We start from the raw sequence: 20,792 nt of genomic DNA, 5'->3' as shown, positions 1-20,792 counted from the left end.
GTGCGACTTCGCGAGGACGTGACCCTCGACGGCTGTCTGCTCTCGGGGGGCTCGCCCCATCGAGTCGCCCGGCTGTCTCAGCGCGCTGTGGCCATGTTCCACTGTAGGGAGGTCCTGGTCGACTCGCCAGCGAGCAGGGCCCTGGCCGAGCGGCTCATCGACCTCAACCTCGCCTACCCCCTGACCGGTTCCCTGCCCGAAGCTCCGGAGCTCACCGTCGTCATCCCCGTCCGCGGACGGGTCCGGGCACTCGACCGCCTTCTGCGAAACCTCGGGGCTGAGCTGCCCGTCATCGTTGTCGACGACGCCTCCGACGACCCCGCTGCTCTCTGCGAGGTGACCCGCAGGCACGGCGCATCGATCATCCACTTGCCCGACAACGTCGGACCGGCACAAGCGCGCAACATCGGCCTCGCACGCGTGCGAACTCCCGTCGTGGCCTTCATCGACAGCGACGTGACCGCCCGGGCGGGTGATCTGCGTGACCTCGCGCGCCACTTCGCCGACCCACAGCTTGCACTCATCGCCCCCCGTGTGCGCGGCATCACCTCCGGTGGGGCACCAACCTGGTTCCAGAGCTACGAGGAGGCCGTGTCGTCGCTCGATCTCGCCGACAAGCCGTCCACTGTGAGGCCGTGGTCGGCGCTGTCCTGGCTGCCCAGCGCCTGTCTGCTGGCCCGCGTGGACGACATCGGTGACGGATTCGATCCCGCCCTCAGAGTCGCCGAGGACGTCGACCTGGTCTGGCGCACGATCACTGCGGGAAAGCGAGCCCGCTACGAGCCGACCATCCAGGTCACCCACGACGCCAGGGCGATGCTGACCTCCTGGCTGGCACGCAAGACCTACTACGGGACCGGCGCCGCCCCGCTGGCACAGCGCCACGGAGACCTCGTCGCCCCCGCCGTGCTCACACCGGCACCCACGATCGCGATCCTCGCCCTCGCCGTGCAACGACGATGGTCCTTCCTTCTGGCGATCGCCGCACTTGCCACCATCTGGCTCCGCACCCACCGGTCCCTGCCGACCGGCACCCGGAGACGACGCCATGCATCGAAACTCACAGCGCTCGGCGTGCTGTCCACCGCGGCCCAACTGTCGGAACTCGCGATCCGCCACGCCTGGCCCGTGACGGCTCTGGCCTGCACCATCAGCCGACCGGCGAGAAGGTGGGTCGCCATGATGACCGTCGTCGACGCTGCGCTCACCTTCCAGCGACACCGACCCGACCTCGACCCCGTCCGATTCGCCCTGGCACGCCGACTCGACGACGCAGCCTACGGACTCGGCGTCTGGACCGGTGCTTGGCGAGCTCGCACGCTACGTCCGCTGATCCCCAGATGGCATATGACCGGACGAAGTCGTTGAGGTGTCTTGTGGCCCCGGGAACGCACGGTAGCTGAGACGTCGGGCGCGCCGCCGTGGGACGTCGGAGCCCTCAGGCGGTCGAGGCCGGCTCGCGGATCGCCCGCCCCCACGCCGTCAGGTCGAATCCCGGAGACCTGGCGTCGCTGGGGGTCGGCAAAGCGGACGCTCCGCTCAACAGGCGGCGAGCACTCATGTGTTCACCCGGGAGGTTGACCGTCTCGACAGACGCGAGTTCATCACCGCGGAAACACAGCACGAACTTCTGTGTGTCCTCATCTGCGACCGGCAGTTCGACGATGTCCTCGTAGCCGTCGGCGAGTCCGGCGATCTGCAGTTTCAGATCACCCTGGTCGGACCAGAACCACGCGAGGCCGCCGTACCCGTCGGCTGTGGCCCCGATGAGCCGGGCAGCGACGTGCCGCGCCTGGTCCGCGGCGTTCTGGACCGACTCGAGCCGGGTTGGCGCGTAGCCGAGTTGCGCACATGGGAAGCAGGCGGCGTCGCCGATGGCCGAGATGTCAGGATCGCTGGTGAGCAGGTCGGCGTTGACGACGATGCCGTTGTCGACCCGTAGGCCGGCTTCTCGCGCGATCTCCGCGTTGGGCAGCACACCGATGCCGTAGACCACCAGATCGGCTGGCAGCACGCGGCCGGTCGTGGTGACCACTGCCGTGACATGACCCTCGGTCTCCTTGATCCGGGTGACGCCTTCGCCGAAACCGAAGGTCACGCCCCAGCTTTGGTGCCGGTCCTGGAAGAAACGGGAGACGGGCTCGGAAACCGCTCGGGCCATCGGCCGATCGGCGAGGTCGAGCACGTGGACCGACGCCCCCCTGTGGGCTGCCACCGAGGCGAACTCAAGGCCGATGAATCCCGCCCCGACCACCACCACGCGGGTGCCGGGAACCACCAGCGGGGCGAGGCGATCGGCGTCGGCCTGCGAACGCATCCCGATCACCTCGGGCACGTCACTTCCGGGGATCTCGAGAGTGCGATTGCGTGCTCCGGTAGCCAGGACGAGATGGTCATATCTCAGGCGCGTGCCGCTTCGTAGCACCACGACGCCGTCGTGTCGGTCGACCGAAACCGCTTCATCATGGATCAGTTCCACGCGCTGGTCGGTGTACCAGCTCCCCTGGCGCAGAGGCAGCCTCGAGGCATCGAGCTTGCCCAGCAGGTATGCCTTGGACAGGGGTGGGCGCTGGTAGGGCAGGCCAGCCTCGCCGTTGACGAGGGTGATGGTCCCGGTGAATCCCTTCTGACGCAGTGAGGCTGCCGTCTGGTAGCCGGCTTGGCCGGCACCCACGATCACCACGGTCTCGACGGACATGTCAGTCTCCCTCTGTGCTCGTGCCGGTGCCGCTGCGCATCTGAGGATCGCGCCCGGCGTCGTGCTGGGTGTCGGGCATCGGGTTCCTCATGAACGCCGCGGGATGATGACGTGCAGATCCTCGTACCCCTTGGCGAAGCTGTTGTACGAGAGCCGGGGGGGCCTGAGCACCTGGATGTCGGGGAAGCGCTGCAGGATCTCCTCCCAGATGATCTTCAGCTGCATCTCGGCCAGTCGGTTGCCCAGGCAACGGTGGATCCCGAAACCGAAGGACATGTGCCGACGGGCGTTCTTGCGGTCGATGATGTAGTCGTTGGGGCGGTCGATCTTGGTCTCGTCGCGATTTCCGGAGACGTACCACAGCGCCAGCCGATCTCCTTCGGGGATGAGCTTTCCGGCGACTTCGACGTCCCGTGTGGTCTTGCGCATCATGTGGGCCAACGGGGTCTGCCAGCGGATCGTCTCGGAGACCATTGAGGGGATGAGGCTGTGGTCGGCACGCAGCTTGTCGTACTCCTCGGGCCGGGTGTTGAGCGCGTAGACGGAGCCACTGATGGTGTTGCGGGTGGTGTCGTTGCCGCCGACCAACAGCACCGCGATGTCACCGAACAGCTCAGCCGGAGTGAACTCCTTGGCATGGGGGCTGTGCGCCATCAGTGACAGGAAGTCCGGCTGGGGATCCTTGCCCGCGCGCTCCATGAACATCCCTGCAAGGGAGGTGAAGAACTCACGCAGAACATCCATCTGTTCCTCACGGGTCTGGACGATCTGGCCCGGACCGGGAGTGCAGACCGCGACGTCGGACCAGTAGGTCAGCTTGCGGCGGTCGGCCTGGGGGAAGTCGAACAGGGTCGCCAGGGTCATCGCCGTCAGCTCCATGGAGACCTGGTCGTGCCAGTCGAACTCCTCACCGATCGGGAGCCCGTCGAGAATCTGGCCGGCACGTTCACGGATCAGCGGTTCGATGCTCGTGAGACGAGCCGGCGAGACCCCCATCGACACGGCGTTGCGGTGGACCTCGTGGTCGGGCGGATCCATGCTCAGCAGTGACTGCAGACCACGCTCCTCGTACTGCTTGATCTCTTCCTCGCTCAAGTTGCCGCCATCGGCGAAGGGCAGATTCACTTCCTCGTCGGCGCCGCGCGGCCGGCGAAGCATGATGCTGGCCTCGTTGGAGAACACCTCGTGGTTGGAGTCGATGGCGACGATGTCGTCCCACCGGGTGACCGACCAGTACGGTCCGTAGACGGTCTGGTCGCCAGGGGTGAAGTGTACCGGGTCCTCGGAGCGCAGCCGCTCGAACTTCAGCCACATCTCACCAGATTCGAATCCGCCGGGGTCGCCGGGGTCGAGCGACTCCAGCGGCGCGTTGTAAACCTTCTGGCGCATCTGCTCGCGTTCCTCGGGGGTGCGGATTCCTGTTTCGGGGGTGGTCATCGTCATGGTCTGGCCTCTCCTTTGGAGTTGGTCACGGGTCGGGGGCACCGCGGTGCGGTCCGGGTCTTCAGCTGTCGGCGACCTCGACGACCATGCCGTCGAGATCCTCGGTCACGTCGATCTGGCAGGAGAGCCTGCTGTTGTCTCGGACCTCGAAGCTATTGTCGAGCATGGCTTGCTCCAGCGGGGTCCGTTCTCCGGTTTGTTCGTCCCACTGCGAGTCCACGTAGACGTGGCAGGTCGCGCAGGCGGCCGCACCGCCGCAGTCGGCGTCGATGCCGGGGATGGAGTTGTTGACGGCGACTTCCATGAGGCTCCAGCCGGGTTCGGCGTCGACCACGCGCGCCGTCTGATCCTGCAGGATGAAAGTGACTTTCACTTCGGCACCTTTGGTTGGTTTCCGGGGTCTTGTGTGCTGCCTTCGGTCAAGGATCTCAAGAAGAACATTGCCACTACTAAAATCTACCTCTAGAATTAATTTGTGACAAGAGTCACTGTAATGTCGGGCAGGCTCACCAACGGCCGCCCGCTCGAGTTCCGGAGGCCAAGGAGTGGCGTCGTTGAATCTCTTCAAGGATCGCAGTCGGATCCATGTAGGCGGGCAGTGGATCGACTCGACCGCCGACAGCCGGATCGACGTACTCGATCCGGCAACGTCTGAGTCCATTGGCATGGTCGCGGACGGCACCGCCGAGGACGTCGACCGCGCCGTTCGCGCGGCGCGTGCAGCCTTCGCGGACTGGTCGCAGACCACGGGTCCCGAACGAGCTGCCTACCTGCGCAAGGCGCACGAGCTCCTCCGTCAGAGAATGGCGGACCTGGGGCACGTGGTCTCACGCGACCTGGGTATGCCGATCGACTGGGCGCAACTGGTGCAGATCGGTTTGCCGGCGGCCAACCTGGCGAACTTCGCCGACCTCGCTGAGCAGTACGACTTCGACGGTGAGACGGTCGGAAACTCTCTGGTCGTTCGTGAGCCCGTGGGAGTGGTCGGTGCCATCACCCCGTGGAACTATCCTCTGCACCAGGTCGTGCTCAAGGTCGGGGCGGCGATCGCGGCGGGCTGCACCGTGGTGCTCAAGCCCAGCGAGGTCGTCCCGCTGATCAGCTACGAACTGATCGACATCTTCGATGAGATTGGCCTCCCGGACGGCGTGGTCAATCTCGTCAGCGGAGTCGGGCCGGTCGTGGGCGAGGCCATTGCCTCGCACCCCGATGTGGACATGGTCTCCTTTACGGGATCGAACGTGGCGGGCAAACGTGTCGCTGCGCTGGCCGCGACAACGGTCAAGAAAGTCGGGTTGGAGCTCGGCGGCAAGTCGGCTGCCGTCGTGCTGCCCGATGCCGACACGGAGACCGCCGCCACCCAGGTGGTGAACAACTGCATGCTGAACTCTGGGCAGACCTGCTCGGCGTTGACCCGCATGCTGGTGCCGCAAGACCGGATCGACGAGTACGCGGCTGTCGCCGCGCGGGTCGCGGGTGAGCTCACGATTGGCGATCCGCAGAGACCGGGCATCGTCCTCGGCCCGCTGGTAAGCGCTCGCCAGCGTGAGCGGGTGGCCCGCTACATCGAGACCGGCATCGAGGAAGCGGCGACGCTGACACTCGATGGCCGCGCCCACGATCAGGCTGTGGGCAACTTCATCGGCCCCACGATCTTCAGCGACGTCACGCCGCAGATGACCATCGCCAAGGAAGAGATCTTCGGCCCGGTCCTGTCGGTCATGGCCTATCGCGACGTCGACGAGGCCATCGACATCGCCAACGGCACCGACTTCGGCCTGTCCGGGGGCGTGTGGTCAGCCGACGAGGAGCGAGCCCTCGCCGTGGCCCGGAGGTTGCGCACCGGCCAGGTTCAAGTCAACTCCGGCGGCTTCAACACGCTGGCGCCTTTCGGCGGCTACAAGCAGTCCGGCACCGGACGCGAGGCCGGCCGCCTGGGCCTTGAGGAGTTCTTGGAGGTCAAGGCGATCCAGCGATGAACCCCTCATCGGCGTGGAGCACGAGTGACGCGCACCCAGCGCTGGAGTCGATCAATGAATGGAGAAGACCGCGATGACACGCACCTACTTGCCGCCGGGCCAGCCCGGGTTCCACCTGGAGTACCCACCAAAGGGTGTGATCGGGGACGTCCTCGCCGGGTCGGCTCGTCGTTACGGTGACCGCGTCGCGATTCGAGACGGCGACCTCTCTCTGACATACACCGAGCTGTACGACGCGGCCCTGAGCCTGGCTGCTGGCCTGCGCGAGCGAGGAATCGGGCTGGGTGACGTCGTCTCGCTGCACCAGCCGAACTCGGCGTGGTTCACCGTGACCTACTTCGGGGTGCTGCTTGCCGGAGGGGTCGTCACGCCCACCAATCCGACGCTCCCGCCTCTGGCACTCAAGGAGCAGTTGGAGGAGGTCGGCGCGGCTGCGGTCATCAGCCACCCCAGCACGGTCGCCACCGTGCGGGCCGCAGATCCTGCAGGGCTCCGGCTCACCGTCGTCGTCGAGTCCACCGAGGCCGCACCCGGTGACATGCCTGCCGAGGTGGAGGACCATGTGCCGCTGCGCGACCTGCTGGCGCATCCACCCGAGCCTGCCACTGCGGTCAGTCCGGACGACCTGGCTCACCTGTCATTCACCGGCGGTACGACCGGCGTCTCCAAGGCCGTACGGCTTCTCCATCGCAATGTGGTGGCCAATGCTCTGCAGACCGTGTGCTGGCGTACCGGATCGCGACCCGTGCTCGATGAGGAGGGCGGAATCGGCGTCGAGCCCATCGCCGAGGCAGCCACTGCCTACACCGGCCGTCGTGGTGACGAGGCCTCGGTGGCGATCGCCCCGCTCTACCACGCCCTGGGTATGGCCGGACAGGTCGGAGGTGTCTTGGCCGGCGGTCAGACCACGATGTTCGGCCGTTTCGACTCGGTTCGCCTGGCCCGGGTCATCGAGGAGCGGGGCATCACCTCGATGGGTGGATCACCGGCCCTGTTCCATGCGCTCCTGGCCGTCCCGGGCATCGAGGAAGCCGATCTGCGGTCCGTGCGCAGCATCCTGACCGGCGCGGCCCCGATCGATGCGGCGACACAGGCGCGGATTGCCGAGATCTTCCCCAACGCACTGATCACCGAGGGGTACGGATTGACCGAGGCCACCACGGTGTTGACGCTGCACCCGCTCGTCGGTCCAGACGAGGTGCCGGAAGGCAGTTGCGGTGCGCCGATCTTCGACACCGAGATCTCCATCCGTGATGCGTCGAACGGTCAGGAGCTGGCACGCGATGAGGTGGGCGAGGTGTGGGCACGTGGTCCACAGATCGCCGACGGCTACTGGAACCACCCCGAGCGCACCGCCGAGCAGTTCCCCGGCGGCTGGCTGAGGACGGGAGATCTGGGTCGCATGGACGCCGACGGCTGGCTGTACCTCGTCGGGCGGGCCAAGGACCTGATCATCTACAAGGGTTACAACGTCTACCCGGCCATGCTCGAGGGCCACCTGGCGAGCCATCCGGCCGTCGCGCAGGCGAGCGTCATCGGTGTGCCGGACTCCGACGCCGGCGAGATTCCGGTCGCCTACGTCATGGTGCGCCGAGACCATGAGCCGTCGCCGGACCTGGCTGCGGAACTCCTCGAGCACGTGGCAGCGCGGGTGGCCCCCTACGCACGCCTGCGTGGGATCGAGTTCATCGAGGGCCTCCCGACCACTCCCTCCGGAAAGGTGCTCAAGACCCGGCTCCGCGAGATGCACGTGCTGACCGACTGATTCAGCATCGACCACACCGTTCGAAAGGAAGTCACCATGTCGCAAGCTCTGGTCGTCGTGATGGAGGAGCGCCGATATCGGCGTCACCGCGCGACCTCGACGGTTGCCGCGTTCGCCGCGTTCGTCATCGCCTCGTTGTCGATCGCCTTCGGTTTCGTGGTGGTGCCGGGTACCAAACACTTCGGCGTCAGCACCGCACAGTTCCTGCTCTTCTACTCGATCTTCATCCTGGTCTCGGCCATCTCGATGTCGTTCGTCGGCTCGTGGATCGTGCGCCTGGGAGTGCGCAGGCTGATGACGGTCAGCGGCGTGGTCGGATCGGCATCGGTGCTGGCGATGGCGTTGGCGCCGAACATCTACGTGATCTACCTCCTCGCCGTCCCGCTGGGCGTGGCCGTCGCAGGGTCGACCCTGCTGCCGGCCAACACCTTGGCCACCGGATGGCACACCCACCCGCGTCGTGGCACGGTGCTGGGGATCGCGGCCGTCGGCACCGGACTGGGAGCGATGACCTGGGGTCTGGTGTTCCCGCCGATCATCCAGACCTGGGGATTCCAAGGCGGCGTCATCACCATCGGCGGCATCTTCTGCCTGTTCGGGATTCTGCCGGGCTTCCTGCTGGCCAAGAACCCGCCCGCCGGACGGGTCATCTTCACCGACGGGACAGCACCGATCGACGTGAACGTGCGCGAGTGCAACGATCCGGCGATCACGGACGCGGCACCGAACGAGATCCGCCGGCCGGCCGAGGACGAAGAGGCAGGCATGACCGAGGCGGACCGTGGCGGGAGCCGTGCCGGGCTGGCGGGCTACGGCCTCGTCGCCTTCCTGCTCGCGATGGCCGCACTGCTCTGTGCACCTGAAGGCGCGTTCAACTCGGTCCAGCCGGCGGTCTACGAATCGGTGGGGCTGGATGCGACGTTGGCGGGCTATGCCTTGTCCTTCAACGCACTGTGCGGCATCCTCGCCAAACCGGCGCTCGGATTCATGCACGATCGGCTAGGGACCAGAGCGCTCTTCGTCATGCTCACCATCTTGTTCATCGCCGGTCTGCCGCTGATGGGTCTGGTTCTCCAGGCGGGCTACGTTCAGCTCCGTCTGCTCTTCCCGATCCTGGCGGTGACCGCACTGTCCATGGCAGTCACGACCGTGATCCTCCCGCTCATCGTGGTGGAGGCTGCGGGCCGCCAGCGATTCCCAGCCATCTACGGTGTCGTCCTGACCGGTTACTTCTGCGGTCTGGCGATCTCGGTGCCCGGCTGGGGCCTGGTCTTCGACATCAGCGGAGCGTACTTCATCGCGATGTACGGCTCGTGCGTCGTCGGCCTCATCGGTCTGGGCCTGCTGTACCTGGGGTTGCAGCGGGGTCATCGCCGCACACGCCTGCAGTCGGCCGACGATTCCACGGCGCCGGCCGACACCTCGGCCGAGGCGGACGGCCCGGCCAGTCTGGCGCGGTCCTGAGTTGCCTTGCAGGCCGTGCCGCGTGGTGCCCTGTGCCTTCACCGCGCGGCACGGCTGCCGCATGCGCGCGACAGCCGTTGTCGAGATTCTTCACAGGTGAGGTGATCTGTGGTGGCCCGTGACACCGCCACGAGGGAAACGACGTCTCGCGAAGCGACTCTCAAGGGAACGGTGGCTCGTGGCGTCGTGGGGACGACGGACGCCACGGAGCGAAAGCCTGGTGCGGCGGCCTGGCTCGGCTTGTTGGTCGTCTGCCTGGTGAGCATGCTGATCGCCTTGAACGTCAACATGCCCAATCTCGCGCTGCCCTCGGTCACTCGTCACTTCCAGGCCAGCGCCTCACTGGGATCGTGGCTCCTGCTGTCGTACCTCGTGACCTTGACGGCCTGCCTGCTGGCCTGCGGCCGTCTGACCGACCTGCTTGGACAACGACGGCTCTACCTGGCTGCGCTGGGCATCTTCTCTGTGACCAGTCTGCTGTGCGGATTCGCGCCGAACATGCACGTCCTGATCGGGCTTCGGGTGATGGCCGCTCTCGGCGGCGCGGTCCTGATGGGCAGCGGTGCGACGCTCGTCCACCGTGCCTTTGCCGGCTCACGCCTGGGCCACGCGATGGGGCTGTACACAGCGTCGTTCTCAGTGGCTAACCTGATCGGTCCCTCCGCCGGCGGCGCTGTGGTGGCGCTGTGGGGCTGGCCGTGGATCTTCTGGTTCAACGTGCCGCTGTGCGTGATCGCTCTGGCGCTGGCGTGGTGGGTGATCCCCCGCGACGGACCGCGCCAGCGGTCATCGCTCGACGGTGCCGGAAATGCACTGATCATCGTGATCTTGGTGATGATCATCGTCGGCATCTCGCAAGTCACCTCCCAAGGGTGGTTGCATCCCACCGTATGGGCACCGCTGGTCGTCGGGGCCGTGCTCGTCGCCCCCCTGGTGTGGGTCGAGCGGCGAAGCAGAAATCCGGTACTCGGTCCCGATGTGCTCACCACTCCGGGTGTGCCGTTGATGTACCTGTCGGGACTGCTCAACGGTGCGGCTCGCTTCCCAGTCGTGGTGCTGATGAGCCTGTACTTCCAGTCGGTGATGATGCAGGATCCACTTCATGCCAGTCTGGCGATCCTGCCCCTGCCCGCGGCGACGATCGTCGCCTCGCTCACCCTCGGGCTGCTGTCGTCGCGGTTCACTCCGGCCGCCCTGGCAATGGCGGGGTCAGGACTCGGCATGACCGGGGTCTTCGGACTGACTGCCGGCGTCTTCGTCGATCAGCCCTGGTCGTTGCCGGTCTCGTTGGTCCTGGTCGGAACGGGCACGGGCCTGTTCCTGGGGTCCAATGCCACTGCCCTGCTCGACAAGCTTCCATCTCACCATGCAGGGGTGGGCAATGCGATCCGGCTGACCCTGCTGAACACCGGCAATGTCGTCAGCTTGGCCCTGGCGCTGAGCATTCTCACCACCAGCCTTCCGAGCCGGCTGCGCGACGCTGTGTTGGCGGCGACGGCTTCGCGCGACGAGGTCCCGGTGATCCTGCTGGGCTTTCAGCACGCGTTCGTCTTCATTTCCGTCGTGGCGCTGATCGGTTTCCTGGTCAGCGTTCAGGGACTGCGCGGGGAAAGAGCAACCGCGGCCGCCACCACGGCACGGTCGAACGCCCGTTCGCGAAGACCACGTCGGGATCGAGCCGAGTCCGGCGAGCGAGCACGCGATCTCGTATGATTCGGCGCAGGCGTCCCGATCCGCAGGACACCTGAACCCGATTTCATCGAGGAGTGGCGAGATGTTCCAGAGTTGGCCGCCGGCCCGCGCGTCCCAGATGCGGTGGCTCCGGATCTCCCGATCGTGGCCCGAGCTCCTCGGACAAGGCGAGCGCACCTGATGTCCACCGGGCAGTCCGAGACCGGTCAGGAGTCTGACGCGACGGTTGAATTGGAGCAGAACCGTTCCTCGTGGAGGTGGAGCCGTACTGCCGATACCCAGCGCATGTTGCTGGATGCGGCACGAGAGGTCTTCATCGAGCACGGTTACGCCAAGGCCAGCGTTGCCGAGGTCGTCGAGCGCGCTAACTCCAGCGTGGGCAGCCTCTACCACCACTTCGGGGACAAGACCGGCCTGTACATGGCGCTGTGGGACCAGTGGATGAGCTCCCAGGAGGAGCGAGCGGCCGAGGCCGTCGCCGTTGCGCGTCGCGCTGGGGAGTCTGACTCGATGACGTTGTTCGCGGCGGGAGCCCGCGGATACCTGGAGGGTGCGTGGGAGACTCGATCTATCGGCCGGTTGTTCTACGACCGTGACGGGCCGTCGGGTTTCGATGCGATGCGACGTCAGCGTCGCTACAGATGGCTCAAGCAGAACACCTTGCTGCTGCATTCGCCGGACCAGCCAGCGGGTCGGCTCACCGTCGCGATTCTGACGACCATCATCGGTGAGGCGGGTCAGGAGATCATGGGCAGTGCCGATTTAGGTGAGGCCGAGCAGCTGACCGACGCTGCCGTCTCGATCATCACCCACCTGGTCAAGGCTGAGGTCGTCTCCGAGGTCCTGGGAAAGTCCTGAACGTCATCGATTTGCATAACCCCGCCCATCCCGGCCGGGGTCAGTCCGTTGCTGGCTCTGACGGCTGACGGAGCATGACCTCCTGTTGGACGGTCGCAACGATTCGGCCATCGCGGTCGAAGATTCGGCTCCCGCACAGCGCGCGGCCGTGCCCTGCCCAGGTGCTCTCCATGTCGAACAGATGCCAGTCGTCCAGGTCAGGTGTGCGATGCAGCCACACGGCGTGGTCCAGACTGGCGCGGGCCACGTTGTCACGGCTGGCCACAGGCACGTGCGGCATCATCGCGGTTGAGAGAAGGAACAGGTCCGAGACGTAGACCATCGCACAGGCTTGGGCGAAGCGATCGCTCGGCAACGGGTCGCGTGAGCGCAGCCAAGCTCGAAGACGGGGTGGGTAGGTGCATTCACCTGAGAGAATCGGGTGCAGGGTGTCGACAAAGCGGAACTCGAAGGGATGGCTGTTCCTGAGGTGATCCAGCCACCGCTGCCCCGCATCGGAGAGGGTGAGCAAGCGGTCCTCGAGCGCCGGAACATCCTCAGCGTCGGGGGCGTCCGCCGTGGGGACCTGATGTTGCCAGCCGCTCTCGGGCAGGTGGAAGGCGGCGTCCATGGTCAAGATCTTTCGACCGTGCTGCTCGGCCACGACCGAGCGGGCAGTGTACCTGCGGCCATCCTGGGTCGGTGTCACCTCGATCTGCGTGGGCGCGGTGGTGTCACCGTGGCGCAGGAATCGACAGTGGACTGCGTGGACCTCGCGGTCCTGCTCGACTGTCTGGGTTGCCGCCCAGAGCGCCTGGGCCGCGGTGCCGCCTCCGAAGGCGTGCTCACGGACCGCGGCTCTCGGCCCGGCCTCGAAGAGCCCGGGAGCCAGCTGCCCAACGGTGTCCAACAAGGACTCCATGGGCAGGGGGCGATGCCCGGTGCGATCGAAGGTGCTGACACCGCGCTCGGTCACGACGGCCTCCAGTGCGATTCGAGTGATGAGGTCGGCCAAGTCGCCCGACCGTCGAGGTGATCAATCGTCGAAGACGACCAGGCCGCGGATGTTGGTCCCGGCGTGCATGTCTTCGTAGGCTTGGGCAACTTCCTCCAGGCGGTAGCGGCGGGTGATGAGCTCATCGAGCTTGAGCACGCCGTCCTGGTACATCCGGAGGAGCTGGGGGATGTCGAAGCGAGCATTGGCTTGGCCGAAGAGGCTGCCCTGGATGCGCTTCTGGTAGAGCGTGAGCTCGCTGAGCATGATCGGTGCACCGACGTCGAAGAACGGACCAAGTGCCGTGACCACCACGGTGCCCGCCTTGCGCACCGAGGCCAGGGCCTGGGCGATGTGGTCACCCTTGACGACTCCCACGGTGACAATCGTGGCGTCGGCACCTTGCCCGTTGGTGAGCGACTTGGCGCATTCGGTGGCCTCTTCGATCGTGGCGAAGGCGTGGGTGGCGCCGAAGGCGGGCGCGACCTCACGCTTGAAGGCCACCGGGTCGACGGCGATGACCGTGCGTGCACCAGCGTGCACCGCCCCCTGGAGTGCCACGGCGCCGATTCCACCCACGCCCATGACGATCACGACTCCTCCGGGGGTGATGTCGGCGGAGTTGACCGCCGATCCCCAACCGGTCGGAACTGCGCAGCCCAGCAGTGCGGCAGCCTCGAGGGGGATCGTCGAGTCGATCTTGACCGCGGAGTCCACAGAGACAGTGGTGTACTCGCTCAGCGTCGAGATGCCCATGGCCTGACCGACCGCAGTGCCGTTCTCGGACATGCGGTAGGAACCGGGCTGGCCGGGGCGGGCCCCCATGAGCACGTCGGCCCCTCGATCGCAGAGGTTTCCCAAGCCGCGGGCGCAGAACTCGCATCGACCACAGGAGGCGAGGAAGGAGAAGACGACGTGGTCACCTGCCTCAAAGCTCCCCGTGTGCGGCCCGACCTCGACGACGACGCCAGCCCCCTCGTGCCCGCCGGCCAAGGGGTAGACCCCGGCGGGGAGGTCCCCGGTGGCAAGGTGGTCGTCGGAATGACAAAGGCCAGAGGCCGCCATCTTGACCAGGATCTCGTCCTTGCGCGGCTCATCGAGCTCGACGGTGGCCAGCTCATACTTGCTTGGTGCATGGCGAAGCAGACTGGCTCTCGTGGTCACGGACATGGGGCTTCTTCCTTCGGGCGGACAGGGCTACCTGAGAACGACAATTTCAGAATTATATTCTGAAATTGATCAGACTTGTCAAGGACTGCTTTCAAAGCTCACGGCGGGTCGGAGCCGCGTGCGCCGTCGGGAGCGGGTGAGGCGAGGAACATGATCTGTTCCTCGGTGTAAGTGCGGCCGTCGTGGGCAGCGGCCAGATGCTCATTGACGAGGTCGACGAACACCGCGTCCGCGGCGACGATGGTCTGCCCGCACGGGCATTCGATCTGATAACGCATGACGTCCCTTCCGTCGCCTGTGGTGAGCTTTGGTGTGTTGTCGGATCGTGAGGGCGTTCAGTCCGTGCCGACCAGGCTCGCGAGGTGGCGCAGGTGGTCGTCAGTCGAACCGAAGGTTCGGCTGATTGCGGTGAGGCGGCTCAGGAAGTGACTGGCCGGGTACTCGCGGGTGATGCCGATCCCACCGTGCATCTGGACGGCCTGCTCACCGACGAAGACCGAAGCACGGCCGACCTGCAGTTTCGCACGGGATGCCAATACCGGGTCCACGATCCCGTCGGCGAGCGCCGCGGTCGCCTGGAGGGTGAGGCTGTTGGCCAGCTCCACGGCCTCATACATGTCCGCGGCCCGATGGGTCAGGGCCTGGAAGGTCGACAGGGGGACTCCGAACTGCTGTCGGGCCTTCAGGTAGTCGACGGTCAGTTGCAGTACCGCTCGCATGGCTCCCACGGCCTCGGCGCACTGCGCTGTCTGGGCACAGATGTACCCTTCGGTGACCAACGCCGTGACCTCGGCTCGCTCCGCCAACGGCTCGGCCGGGACCTGGTCAAACACCAGTTCGGCGCCTCGCCGTTCGTCGTGGGTGCGGTAGACATGGCGTTGCAGCCCTGCGCTGCCGGCATCCACGGCATACAGTCCGGTAGTGCCCTCGGTCGTCAGTGCTGAGACGATGAGCAGGTCGGCGCTGTCGGCAGCGGCGACCGGGCGCTTCCGGCCGGTCAGAAGCACTTGGTCCCCGTCTTGTTTCGCCTGGGTCTGGACCCGGTTGGTCGGCCAGCGTGATCCGGGCTCGTCGTGGGCGAACGCGGCGCGGGTGTCGCCGGCTACCAACGGGGCGATCATGCGCTTGCGTTGCTCGGGGTTGGCGGCACGCGAGATCAGCATGCCGGGGAGGTAGACCGCTTCAACGAAGGGCTCCGGGGCGAGAACACGGCCGGCCTCCTCCATGGCAACCGAGATTTCCACCGGCCCAGCTCCCATGCCCCCGTACTCCTCATCGAACGGCAGGCCGAGCAGGCCCATCGTGGCGGCTTGACGCCAGAGGCTCTCGCTCCATCCCAAGTCGGTGGAGGAGACGGCATTGCGTTGCTCGATGCTGTCGTAGTGGTCGGCGAACAGGTCTCTGACCGTGGCCCGGAGGGCCAACTGTTCAGGGGAGAGGTCGAAGTCCATGGCGTGTCCTCACAGTCCCAGGATCGAAGAGGCGATGATCGAGCGCTGAACTTCGCTTGAGCCGCCGTAGATCGTCGACTTGCGGTTGTTCAGGTAGGTTCGCGCGGTGCGCGGGGCCCAGTCGGGCGCAGAGGTACTCCCGGGCTCGAACAGTCGTGCGTCCGGTCCGGCGACGTCGAGCAGAAGTTGGGTGGTGTCCTGGTGGAGTTGGCTACCGCGCAGCTTCAACAATGACGAGATCGGATTGGGCCGACCGCTCTGCGATCCGGCAACGACGCGAAGGCCGGTCACCTCCAGGGCCTGGGCGGTCGTCTCCAGCTCGGCGATGCGGGCCCGGAAGAGCTGGTCGTCCAGCAGATTGCCGCCGCCGCAGGGGATCTCGGCGGCGGCCTGCTTCGCCTGGGCGAGGCGACGGCGAACGACCTGGGACATGGCGAAGCCACCGCGCTCATTGCCGAGCAGGAACTTGGCGCAGGCCCAGCCTTGGTTATCCTCGCCGATCAGGTTCTCCGCCGGCACCCGGACGTCGTCGAGGAAGACCTCGTTGACCTCCTTGGCGCCGTCCAGCAACTCGATCGGCCTCACAGTCACTCCCGGACTGGTCATGTCGATCAGCAGGAACGAGATGCCCTGCTGCTTGCGCGGGGCGTCCGGGTCGGTGCGCACCAGCGCGAACATCCAGTCGGCATAGTGGGCGTATGTCGTCCAGGTCTTCTGCCCGTTGACGATGTAGTGGTCATCTTCGCGGACCGCACGGGTTCGCAACGAAGCCAGGTCCGATCCGGCCTCGGGCTCGGAGAATCCCTGGCACCACCAGATGTCCAGGTTGGCGGTTGCGGGCAGGAAGCGCTGCTTCTGTTCCTCGGTCCCGAACTCAGCGATGACGGGTCCGACCAGGCTGGTGTTGAAGACCAATGGCATCGGGGTGGCGGATCGCTGGAGCTCATCGGTCCAGAGGTGGCGCTCGACTGGCGTCCAGTCCTGCCCACCCCACGCGACGGGCCACTGTGGTACCGCGAGTCCGTGGGCGTTGAGTATCTGCTGGCTGCTGACGATCTCCTCCCGGGAGAGTTCGGCACCGGCAGCGACCTTGTCGCGGATCTCCTGGGGAACGGCGATGGAGAAGAAGGAGCGCATCCTGTCTCGGAAGGCCTCTTGTTCGTCGGTCAGTTGCAGTCGCACGGATATCGTCCCTCGGCTCGTCGTCGGCCAACGGCACGACGTCCACATGTATTTCTAGAAGAAAATTCTAGTTCTATCTTCGATTGTGCCGAGGATGATGTCAAGAGAGTGGCATTTCGGCGTCCCGCCGTAGCCGCGATGGCCACGGCAGCTTCGCCGAGTCTTGATGGAAATCCCGGAGACGGCGAGTCATCCGCCGAAGACCGCCGCGCATCTGGCATTGCGCAGCAACCCCAGTCGGCAGACCAGTTCCATTGCGCCCAGTCGTTGCCGTGTGCCCGGATGCAGGTACGATCGCAGCGATCGCGGTCCGCAAAGCCGGCCGCGAGCTCGCGCTCCGCCGCCGACTCGTGCTGGCGGCGCGTCCGGCTATGCCGGTCGCCGAGGTGTGAGAGCGTCGTCATGGTCCGACAGGAGGGTGTGGGGTGCGTATCGCTTTGCTGTCCTACCGCACGAAGGAGCACAGCGGCGGGCAGAGTGTCTACGTTCGCCAGTTGGCGGGCTCCCTGGTCGAGCTGGGGCATGAGGTCGAGGTCTTCTCCGGCCAGCCCTACCCGCACGCCATCGATCCTCGGGTGCGCGTGACGAAGGTACCCCAGCCTGGATCTGTTCGCCGAGGCGGAATCCGTGCGCACACCACGTCTCGGCGAGCTCGGGGACCCATACCATCTGCTCGAATATCTGCTGATTAGCACGGGTGTCTTCGCCGAGCCACTGACGTTCAGCCTGCGGGTCGCGGGACTGCTCAAGGACCGGGCGAGCGACTTCGACGTCGTCCACGACAACCAGTGCCTGGGCTACGGGATGCTCTAGATCGCGCGCCGCCTTCCACTGGTGACCACCATTCACCACCCGATCACCCGTGACCGCAGGGTCGAGATCGATGCCGCCCGAGGCTGGCGCAAACTGTCGGTGGCCCGCTGGTACGGGTTCGTACGCATGCAGGGTCGCGTGGCCCGGCAGCTCGACACGATCGTGGGGGTCTCCGGAGTATCGGCTGACGACGACACCGCCGATGACTTCGGACTCGACCGTGGCCGGGTGCAGGTGATCCCGCTCGGGGTCGACACCGAGCTGGTCGCCCCGGCTCGCGAACGTCGGCCGGGCCGGGTCGTGACGGTCGCCAGCGCGGACAAGCCCCCTCAAGGGCGTCCCGCACCTGCTGGAGACCGTCGCGAAGCTGCGTACCAAGCGCGACGTGACGCTCGACCTGGTCTGCTCGCTGGAGCCCGGCGGTCCCAGTGAGCGCCTGATCGCCGCGCTGGGCCTGGGCGATCATGTCCGCGCGCTGACCAGCATCAGCGTTGCCGGCTCGCGGACGTTCTTGCCTCGGCCGAGGTCATGGTGGTGCCCTCGCTCTACGAGGGGTTCTCCCTGCCGACGGTGGAGGCGATGGCGTGCGGGACGCCTGTGGTCGCCAGCGATGCCGGGGCCCTGCCCGAGGTGGTGGGGACCGGCGGCGAGGCCGGGCTCCTGGTGCCGCCAGGGGACGTCGAGGCCCTGGTCACCACCGTCGGCGCTCTGCTCAATGACCCGCACATGCGAGAGACGATGGGCCGTGCTGCGCGGGAGCGGGCGATGGAGAGCTTCAGCTGGACCGCCGTTGCCAGGGCAACGGTCGAGGCCTATGAGTCCGCCATCGCCACGCACCACGCATCGAACCAGAGAGGAAGCCGCCGTGCTCACCGTTGACTTCGATCGGCTGGGGGTCGGCCCCGTGACGCGCTTCATCGAGGTCGGCGCGGGAGCCGGCCGGCACTCCTACGAGGCCCTGCGGCGCGGTGCCCAGGTCGCAGCCTTCGACCTCGACGAGGTGGAGCTCAAGGGCGTGGAAGAGATGTTCGGCGCGTTGCGTGCCGATGTCGAGCTCCCGCCCGAGGCCACGGGCGTGGTCGAGGCCGGCGACGTCCTGCAGATGCCCTACGAAGACGCGACGTTCGACGTGGTGCTCGCCTCGGAGATCCTCGAGCACGTACCCGAGGACGACCGGGCGATCACCGAGCTCGTGCGGGTGCTCCGACCCGGTGGACTCCTGGCCGTCACGGTCCCGTGCTGGCTGCCCGAACGCATCTGCTGGGCGTTGTCCGATGAGTACCACGCCAACGAGGGCGGCCACGTGCGCATCTACCGGGCCGACGAGCTGCGCGAGAAGATCACCGTGACGGGCCTGACGTCGACCGGCAGCCACCATGCCCACGCCCTGCACTCGCCGTACTGGTGGATCAAGTGCGCGGTCGGCGTCCAGCGTGACCAGCACCCCCTGGTCCGTGGCTACCACCGGCTGCTGGTGTGGGACATGATGAAGGCACCCGAGATCACCGTTTCGCCGAGGCACTGCTCGACCCGGTCATCGGCAAGAGCGTCGCCCTCTACTTCCGCAAGCCGGAGTGATCCCGATGCCGCGACTGTCGCTGCCCGGCGTGCTGACCGAGGCCGAATGCGAGCGGACGGCCGATTGGATCGCCTCACTTCAGAAGCCCTCTGGCCAGGTCCCGTGGTTCGACGGTGGGCACGCCGATCCGTGGGACCATGTCCAGGCGGCGATGGGCCTGACTGCTGCCGGACGCGTGCAGGAGGCCGAGCGAGCCTATGAGTGGCTGCGCAGGGCCCAGCGCCCCGACGGCACCTGGGCGGCTCGCTACCACGGCGACACTGAGCAGGACCCCACCACGAGCGCCAACTTCTGTGCCTACGTGGCCACCGGGGTGCGGCACCACTGGATCGTCACGGGCGACGACGGCTTCCTGTCCCACATGTGGCCGACGGTCCGCTCGGCGATCGAGGCCGTCCTGACCATGCAGGCCCCGAGGGTGCGTTCCACTGGGCCAAGGACCCGGCGGGCCGGCCCGCCGAGGAGTCGCTGGTCACCGGGGACGCCAGCACCTACCTCAGCCTGCGCAACGCCGCCGCCCTCGCCGAGGCGTGCGCGGCCCCGGTCCCGGACTGGGAGCTCGCGGCGTCGTCGCTGCGACACGCGCTCGATCACCACCCGGAGCTGTACACGCCCAAGGACCGGCACGCGATGGACTGGTACTACCCGGTGCTGGGCGGCATCCTGCCCCGACAGGTCGCCGCCGGGCGCCTCGACGCCAGGTGGGAGCAGTTCGTCTGCGACGGCCTGGGTGTGCGGTGCGTCCACGACCATCCGTGGGTCACCGGCGCCGAGACGTGTGAGCTGGTGCTGGCCCTGGACGTGATCGGATGCTCGGAGCAGGCGCGAAGCATGCTTGGCTCGATGCAGCACCTGCGCGACGACGACGGGTCCTACTGGACCGGCTTGGTCTACCGCGACGGCAAACGGTGGCCCGTCGAGCAGTCCACCTGGACCGCAGCCACGGTCCTGCTGGCCGTCGACGCCCTGTCGGCCACCACCGCGGACGCCGGGCTGTTCCGGGGCGAGGGCCTGCCGGCCTGCGACCTGAAGGAGTCCTGCACATGCCCGACCGGATGAGCACTGCCCTGCCCGACGAGCTGCGTCGCGTCGCTGAGGGCGTCAAGGGGTTCATGCCGACCGAAAAGGGCCTGGCCCTGCACCGGGCAGGCCTGGAGCACCTCACCGACGGCGGTCTGGGCGTGGAGATCGGTTCGTACTGCGGCAAGTCGACGGTCTACCTCGGCTATGCCGCCCGGGTGCGGAGGGCCACGATCGTCACGCTGGACCATCACCGTGGGTCCGAGGAGCATCAGGCGGGCTGGGAGTACCACGACGCCGAGCTCGTGGGCGAGGACGGGCGGATCGACACCCTCCCGTGGCTGCGGAGCACGCTCGCCGCCGCCGGTGTGGAGGACGTCGTGACGCCCGTGGTCGGCCGCTCGGCCGACGTCGCCCGATGGTGGCGCACACCGCTCGACCTGGTCTTCGTCGACGGCGGTCACACCGACGAGCACGCCCGCAACGACCTGCTCGGCTGGGCGCCCTGGATACGGGTCGCAGGTGCCCTGGTGATCCACGACGTCTTCGACGATCCCGCCGACGGCGGCCAGCCCCCCCCCCCCACCGCATCTATCGTGAGGCGCTGGCCGGTGGGGAGTTCGTCGAGCACGCGGTGACCGGATCCCTGCGGGTCCTGCGACGGGTGGCGCCGCCGGACAGCTGATCACGGCTCTGGCGAACCGC

The 20,792-nt window shown here is 66.9% G+C and carries 21 protein-coding genes; 13 read left to right on the top strand and 8 right to left on the bottom strand.

Annotated features, from left to right (window positions below; translation table 11 throughout):
• Positions 1–1,368, top strand: a complete 1,368-nt coding sequence (gene mftF / locus BHE97_RS07865) for a mycofactocin biosynthesis glycosyltransferase MftF (protein WP_170931324.1) — start codon at positions 1–3, stop codon at positions 1,366–1,368.
• 70 nt (positions 1,369–1,438) lie between these two features.
• Here mftF and BHE97_RS07860 read toward each other — a convergent pair whose 3' ends face one another.
• From BHE97_RS07860 to BHE97_RS20665, 3 genes are all read right to left on the bottom strand, one after another.
• Positions 1,439–2,698 carry an FAD-dependent oxidoreductase gene (locus BHE97_RS07860; protein WP_087623485.1) on the bottom strand — a complete coding sequence of 420 codons (1,260 nt, stop codon included), beginning with the start codon at positions 2,696–2,698 and terminating at the stop codon, positions 1,439–1,441.
• Positions 2,699–2,785: 87 nt separating this feature from the next.
• A complete protein-coding gene (locus BHE97_RS07855; protein ID WP_201791353.1) occupies positions 2,786–4,141 on the bottom strand; it encodes a cytochrome P450 in 1,356 nt (451 codons plus the stop codon).
• Positions 4,142–4,202: 61 nt separating this feature from the next.
• Entirely contained in the window at positions 4,203–4,514 is a 312-nt protein-coding gene (locus BHE97_RS20665) for a 2Fe-2S iron-sulfur cluster-binding protein (protein ID WP_236757584.1), read from the bottom strand.
• A 181-nt stretch (positions 4,515–4,695) separates the two neighbouring features.
• On the opposite strand from BHE97_RS20665, the gene BHE97_RS07845 reads away from it, so the two are divergent.
• From BHE97_RS07845 to BHE97_RS07825, 5 genes are all read left to right on the top strand, one after another.
• Positions 4,696–6,120 (top strand): aldehyde dehydrogenase family protein, encoded by a 1,425-nt coding sequence (locus BHE97_RS07845; RefSeq protein WP_087623484.1) that lies wholly within the window; start codon positions 4,696–4,698, stop codon positions 6,118–6,120.
• A 73-nt stretch (positions 6,121–6,193) separates the two neighbouring features.
• The gene (locus BHE97_RS07840; RefSeq protein ID WP_087623559.1) at positions 6,194–7,885 is read left to right on the top strand and encodes an AMP-binding protein; all 1,692 of its coding nucleotides are present in this window, start codon (positions 6,194–6,196) and stop codon (positions 7,883–7,885) included.
• Between the two features lie 36 nt (positions 7,886–7,921).
• Entirely contained in the window at positions 7,922–9,349 is a 1,428-nt protein-coding gene (locus BHE97_RS07835) for an MFS transporter (protein ID WP_087623483.1), read from the top strand.
• 111 nt (positions 9,350–9,460) lie between these two features.
• Positions 9,461–11,062 (top strand): MFS transporter, encoded by a 1,602-nt coding sequence (locus tag BHE97_RS07830; RefSeq protein ID WP_140400043.1) that lies wholly within the window; start codon positions 9,461–9,463, stop codon positions 11,060–11,062.
• 159 nt (positions 11,063–11,221) lie between these two features.
• Entirely contained in the window at positions 11,222–11,899 is a 678-nt protein-coding gene (locus tag BHE97_RS07825; RefSeq protein ID WP_087623481.1) for a TetR/AcrR family transcriptional regulator, read from the top strand.
• Positions 11,900–11,939: 40 nt separating this feature from the next.
• Here the strand turns inward: BHE97_RS07825 and BHE97_RS07820 are convergent, their stop codons facing one another.
• From BHE97_RS07820 to BHE97_RS07800, 5 genes are all read right to left on the bottom strand, one after another.
• Positions 11,940–12,854 carry an acyl-CoA thioesterase domain-containing protein gene (locus BHE97_RS07820; RefSeq protein WP_236757583.1) on the bottom strand — a complete coding sequence of 305 codons (915 nt, stop codon included), beginning with the start codon at positions 12,852–12,854 and terminating at the stop codon, positions 11,940–11,942.
• A 60-nt stretch (positions 12,855–12,914) separates the two neighbouring features.
• A complete protein-coding gene (locus BHE97_RS07815; RefSeq protein ID WP_087623479.1) occupies positions 12,915–14,042 on the bottom strand; it encodes an NDMA-dependent alcohol dehydrogenase in 1,128 nt (375 codons plus the stop codon).
• A gap of 98 nt (positions 14,043–14,140) precedes the next feature.
• Positions 14,141–14,320, bottom strand: a complete 180-nt coding sequence (locus BHE97_RS07810; RefSeq protein WP_087623478.1) for a hypothetical protein — start codon at positions 14,318–14,320, stop codon at positions 14,141–14,143.
• 57 nt (positions 14,321–14,377) lie between these two features.
• Positions 14,378–15,493, bottom strand: a complete 1,116-nt coding sequence (locus BHE97_RS07805; RefSeq protein ID WP_087623477.1) for an acyl-CoA dehydrogenase family protein — start codon at positions 15,491–15,493, stop codon at positions 14,378–14,380.
• A 9-nt stretch (positions 15,494–15,502) separates the two neighbouring features.
• Positions 15,503–16,675 carry an acyl-CoA dehydrogenase family protein gene (locus tag BHE97_RS07800; RefSeq protein WP_087623476.1) on the bottom strand — a complete coding sequence of 391 codons (1,173 nt, stop codon included), beginning with the start codon at positions 16,673–16,675 and terminating at the stop codon, positions 15,503–15,505.
• 425 nt (positions 16,676–17,100) lie between these two features.
• On the opposite strand from BHE97_RS07800, the gene BHE97_RS20660 reads away from it, so the two are divergent.
• The 7 genes from BHE97_RS20660 to BHE97_RS07780 all read left to right on the top strand — a co-directional run bounded on the left by BHE97_RS20660 (position 17,101) and on the right by BHE97_RS07780 (position 20,725).
• The gene (locus BHE97_RS20660) at positions 17,101–17,367 is read left to right on the top strand and encodes a glycosyltransferase (RefSeq protein WP_236757582.1); all 267 of its coding nucleotides are present in this window, start codon (positions 17,101–17,103) and stop codon (positions 17,365–17,367) included.
• Positions 17,303–17,488: a hypothetical protein gene (locus BHE97_RS20655; RefSeq protein WP_236757592.1), complete on the top strand. Its 186-nt coding sequence runs from the start codon at positions 17,303–17,305 to the stop codon at positions 17,486–17,488. The genes BHE97_RS20660 and BHE97_RS20655 overlap by 65 nt, the downstream gene beginning before the upstream one ends.
• A gap of 21 nt (positions 17,489–17,509) precedes the next feature.
• On the top strand, positions 17,510–17,920 hold the full coding sequence (locus BHE97_RS20650; protein ID WP_236757581.1) for a glycosyltransferase family 4 protein: 411 nt from the start codon (positions 17,510–17,512) through the stop codon (positions 17,918–17,920).
• Positions 17,921–18,016: 96 nt separating this feature from the next.
• Complete coding sequence (locus tag BHE97_RS20645; RefSeq protein ID WP_343286116.1) at positions 18,017–18,367, top strand: glycosyltransferase family 4 protein; 351 nt, start codon at positions 18,017–18,019, stop codon at positions 18,365–18,367.
• Positions 18,354–19,268, top strand: a complete 915-nt coding sequence (locus tag BHE97_RS07790; protein WP_236757579.1) for a class I SAM-dependent methyltransferase — start codon at positions 18,354–18,356, stop codon at positions 19,266–19,268. The genes BHE97_RS20645 and BHE97_RS07790 overlap by 14 nt, the downstream gene beginning before the upstream one ends.
• Positions 19,269–19,430: 162 nt before the next feature.
• Positions 19,431–20,126, top strand: coding sequence for a hypothetical protein (locus BHE97_RS07785; RefSeq protein ID WP_201791352.1), 696 nt, complete (start codon positions 19,431–19,433; stop codon positions 20,124–20,126).
• Positions 20,111–20,725 carry a class I SAM-dependent methyltransferase gene (locus BHE97_RS07780; protein ID WP_236757578.1) on the top strand — a complete coding sequence of 205 codons (615 nt, stop codon included), beginning with the start codon at positions 20,111–20,113 and terminating at the stop codon, positions 20,723–20,725. The genes BHE97_RS07785 and BHE97_RS07780 overlap by 16 nt, the downstream gene beginning before the upstream one ends.
• Positions 20,726–20,792: the final 67 nt, after the last annotated feature.

Origin of the sequence: Aeromicrobium sp. PE09-221, assembly GCF_002174305.1 — a bacterium.
GTDB lineage: Bacteria > Actinomycetota > Actinomycetes > Propionibacteriales > Nocardioidaceae > Aeromicrobium.
This window is presented reverse-complemented; position numbering and strand designations above follow the sequence as displayed.

Excerpts from the sequence above, each read along its gene's own strand:
- BHE97_RS07815 (WP_087623479.1), bottom strand. The coding sequence starts at position 14,042 with ATGTCCGTGACCACGAGAGCCAGTCTGCTTCGCCATGCACCAAGCAAG.
- BHE97_RS07780 (WP_236757578.1), top strand. The coding sequence starts at position 20,111 with ATGCCCGACCGGATGAGCACTGCCCTGCCCGACGAGCTGCGTCGCGTC.
- BHE97_RS07855 (WP_201791353.1), bottom strand. The coding sequence starts at position 4,141 with ATGACGATGACCACCCCCGAAACAGGAATCCGCACCCCCGAGGAACGC.
- BHE97_RS07805 (WP_087623477.1), bottom strand. The coding sequence starts at position 15,493 with ATGGACTTCGACCTCTCCCCTGAACAGTTGGCCCTCCGGGCCACGGTC.
- BHE97_RS07835 (WP_087623483.1), top strand. The coding sequence starts at position 7,922 with ATGTCGCAAGCTCTGGTCGTCGTGATGGAGGAGCGCCGATATCGGCGT.
- BHE97_RS07860 (WP_087623485.1), bottom strand. The coding sequence starts at position 2,698 with ATGTCCGTCGAGACCGTGGTGATCGTGGGTGCCGGCCAAGCCGGCTAC.
- BHE97_RS20645 (WP_343286116.1), top strand. The coding sequence starts at position 18,017 with ATGGTGGTGCCCTCGCTCTACGAGGGGTTCTCCCTGCCGACGGTGGAG.
- BHE97_RS07810 (WP_087623478.1), bottom strand. The coding sequence starts at position 14,320 with ATGCGTTATCAGATCGAATGCCCGTGCGGGCAGACCATCGTCGCCGCG.
- BHE97_RS07825 (WP_087623481.1), top strand. The coding sequence starts at position 11,222 with ATGTCCACCGGGCAGTCCGAGACCGGTCAGGAGTCTGACGCGACGGTT.
- BHE97_RS07840 (WP_087623559.1), top strand. The coding sequence starts at position 6,194 with ATGACACGCACCTACTTGCCGCCGGGCCAGCCCGGGTTCCACCTGGAG.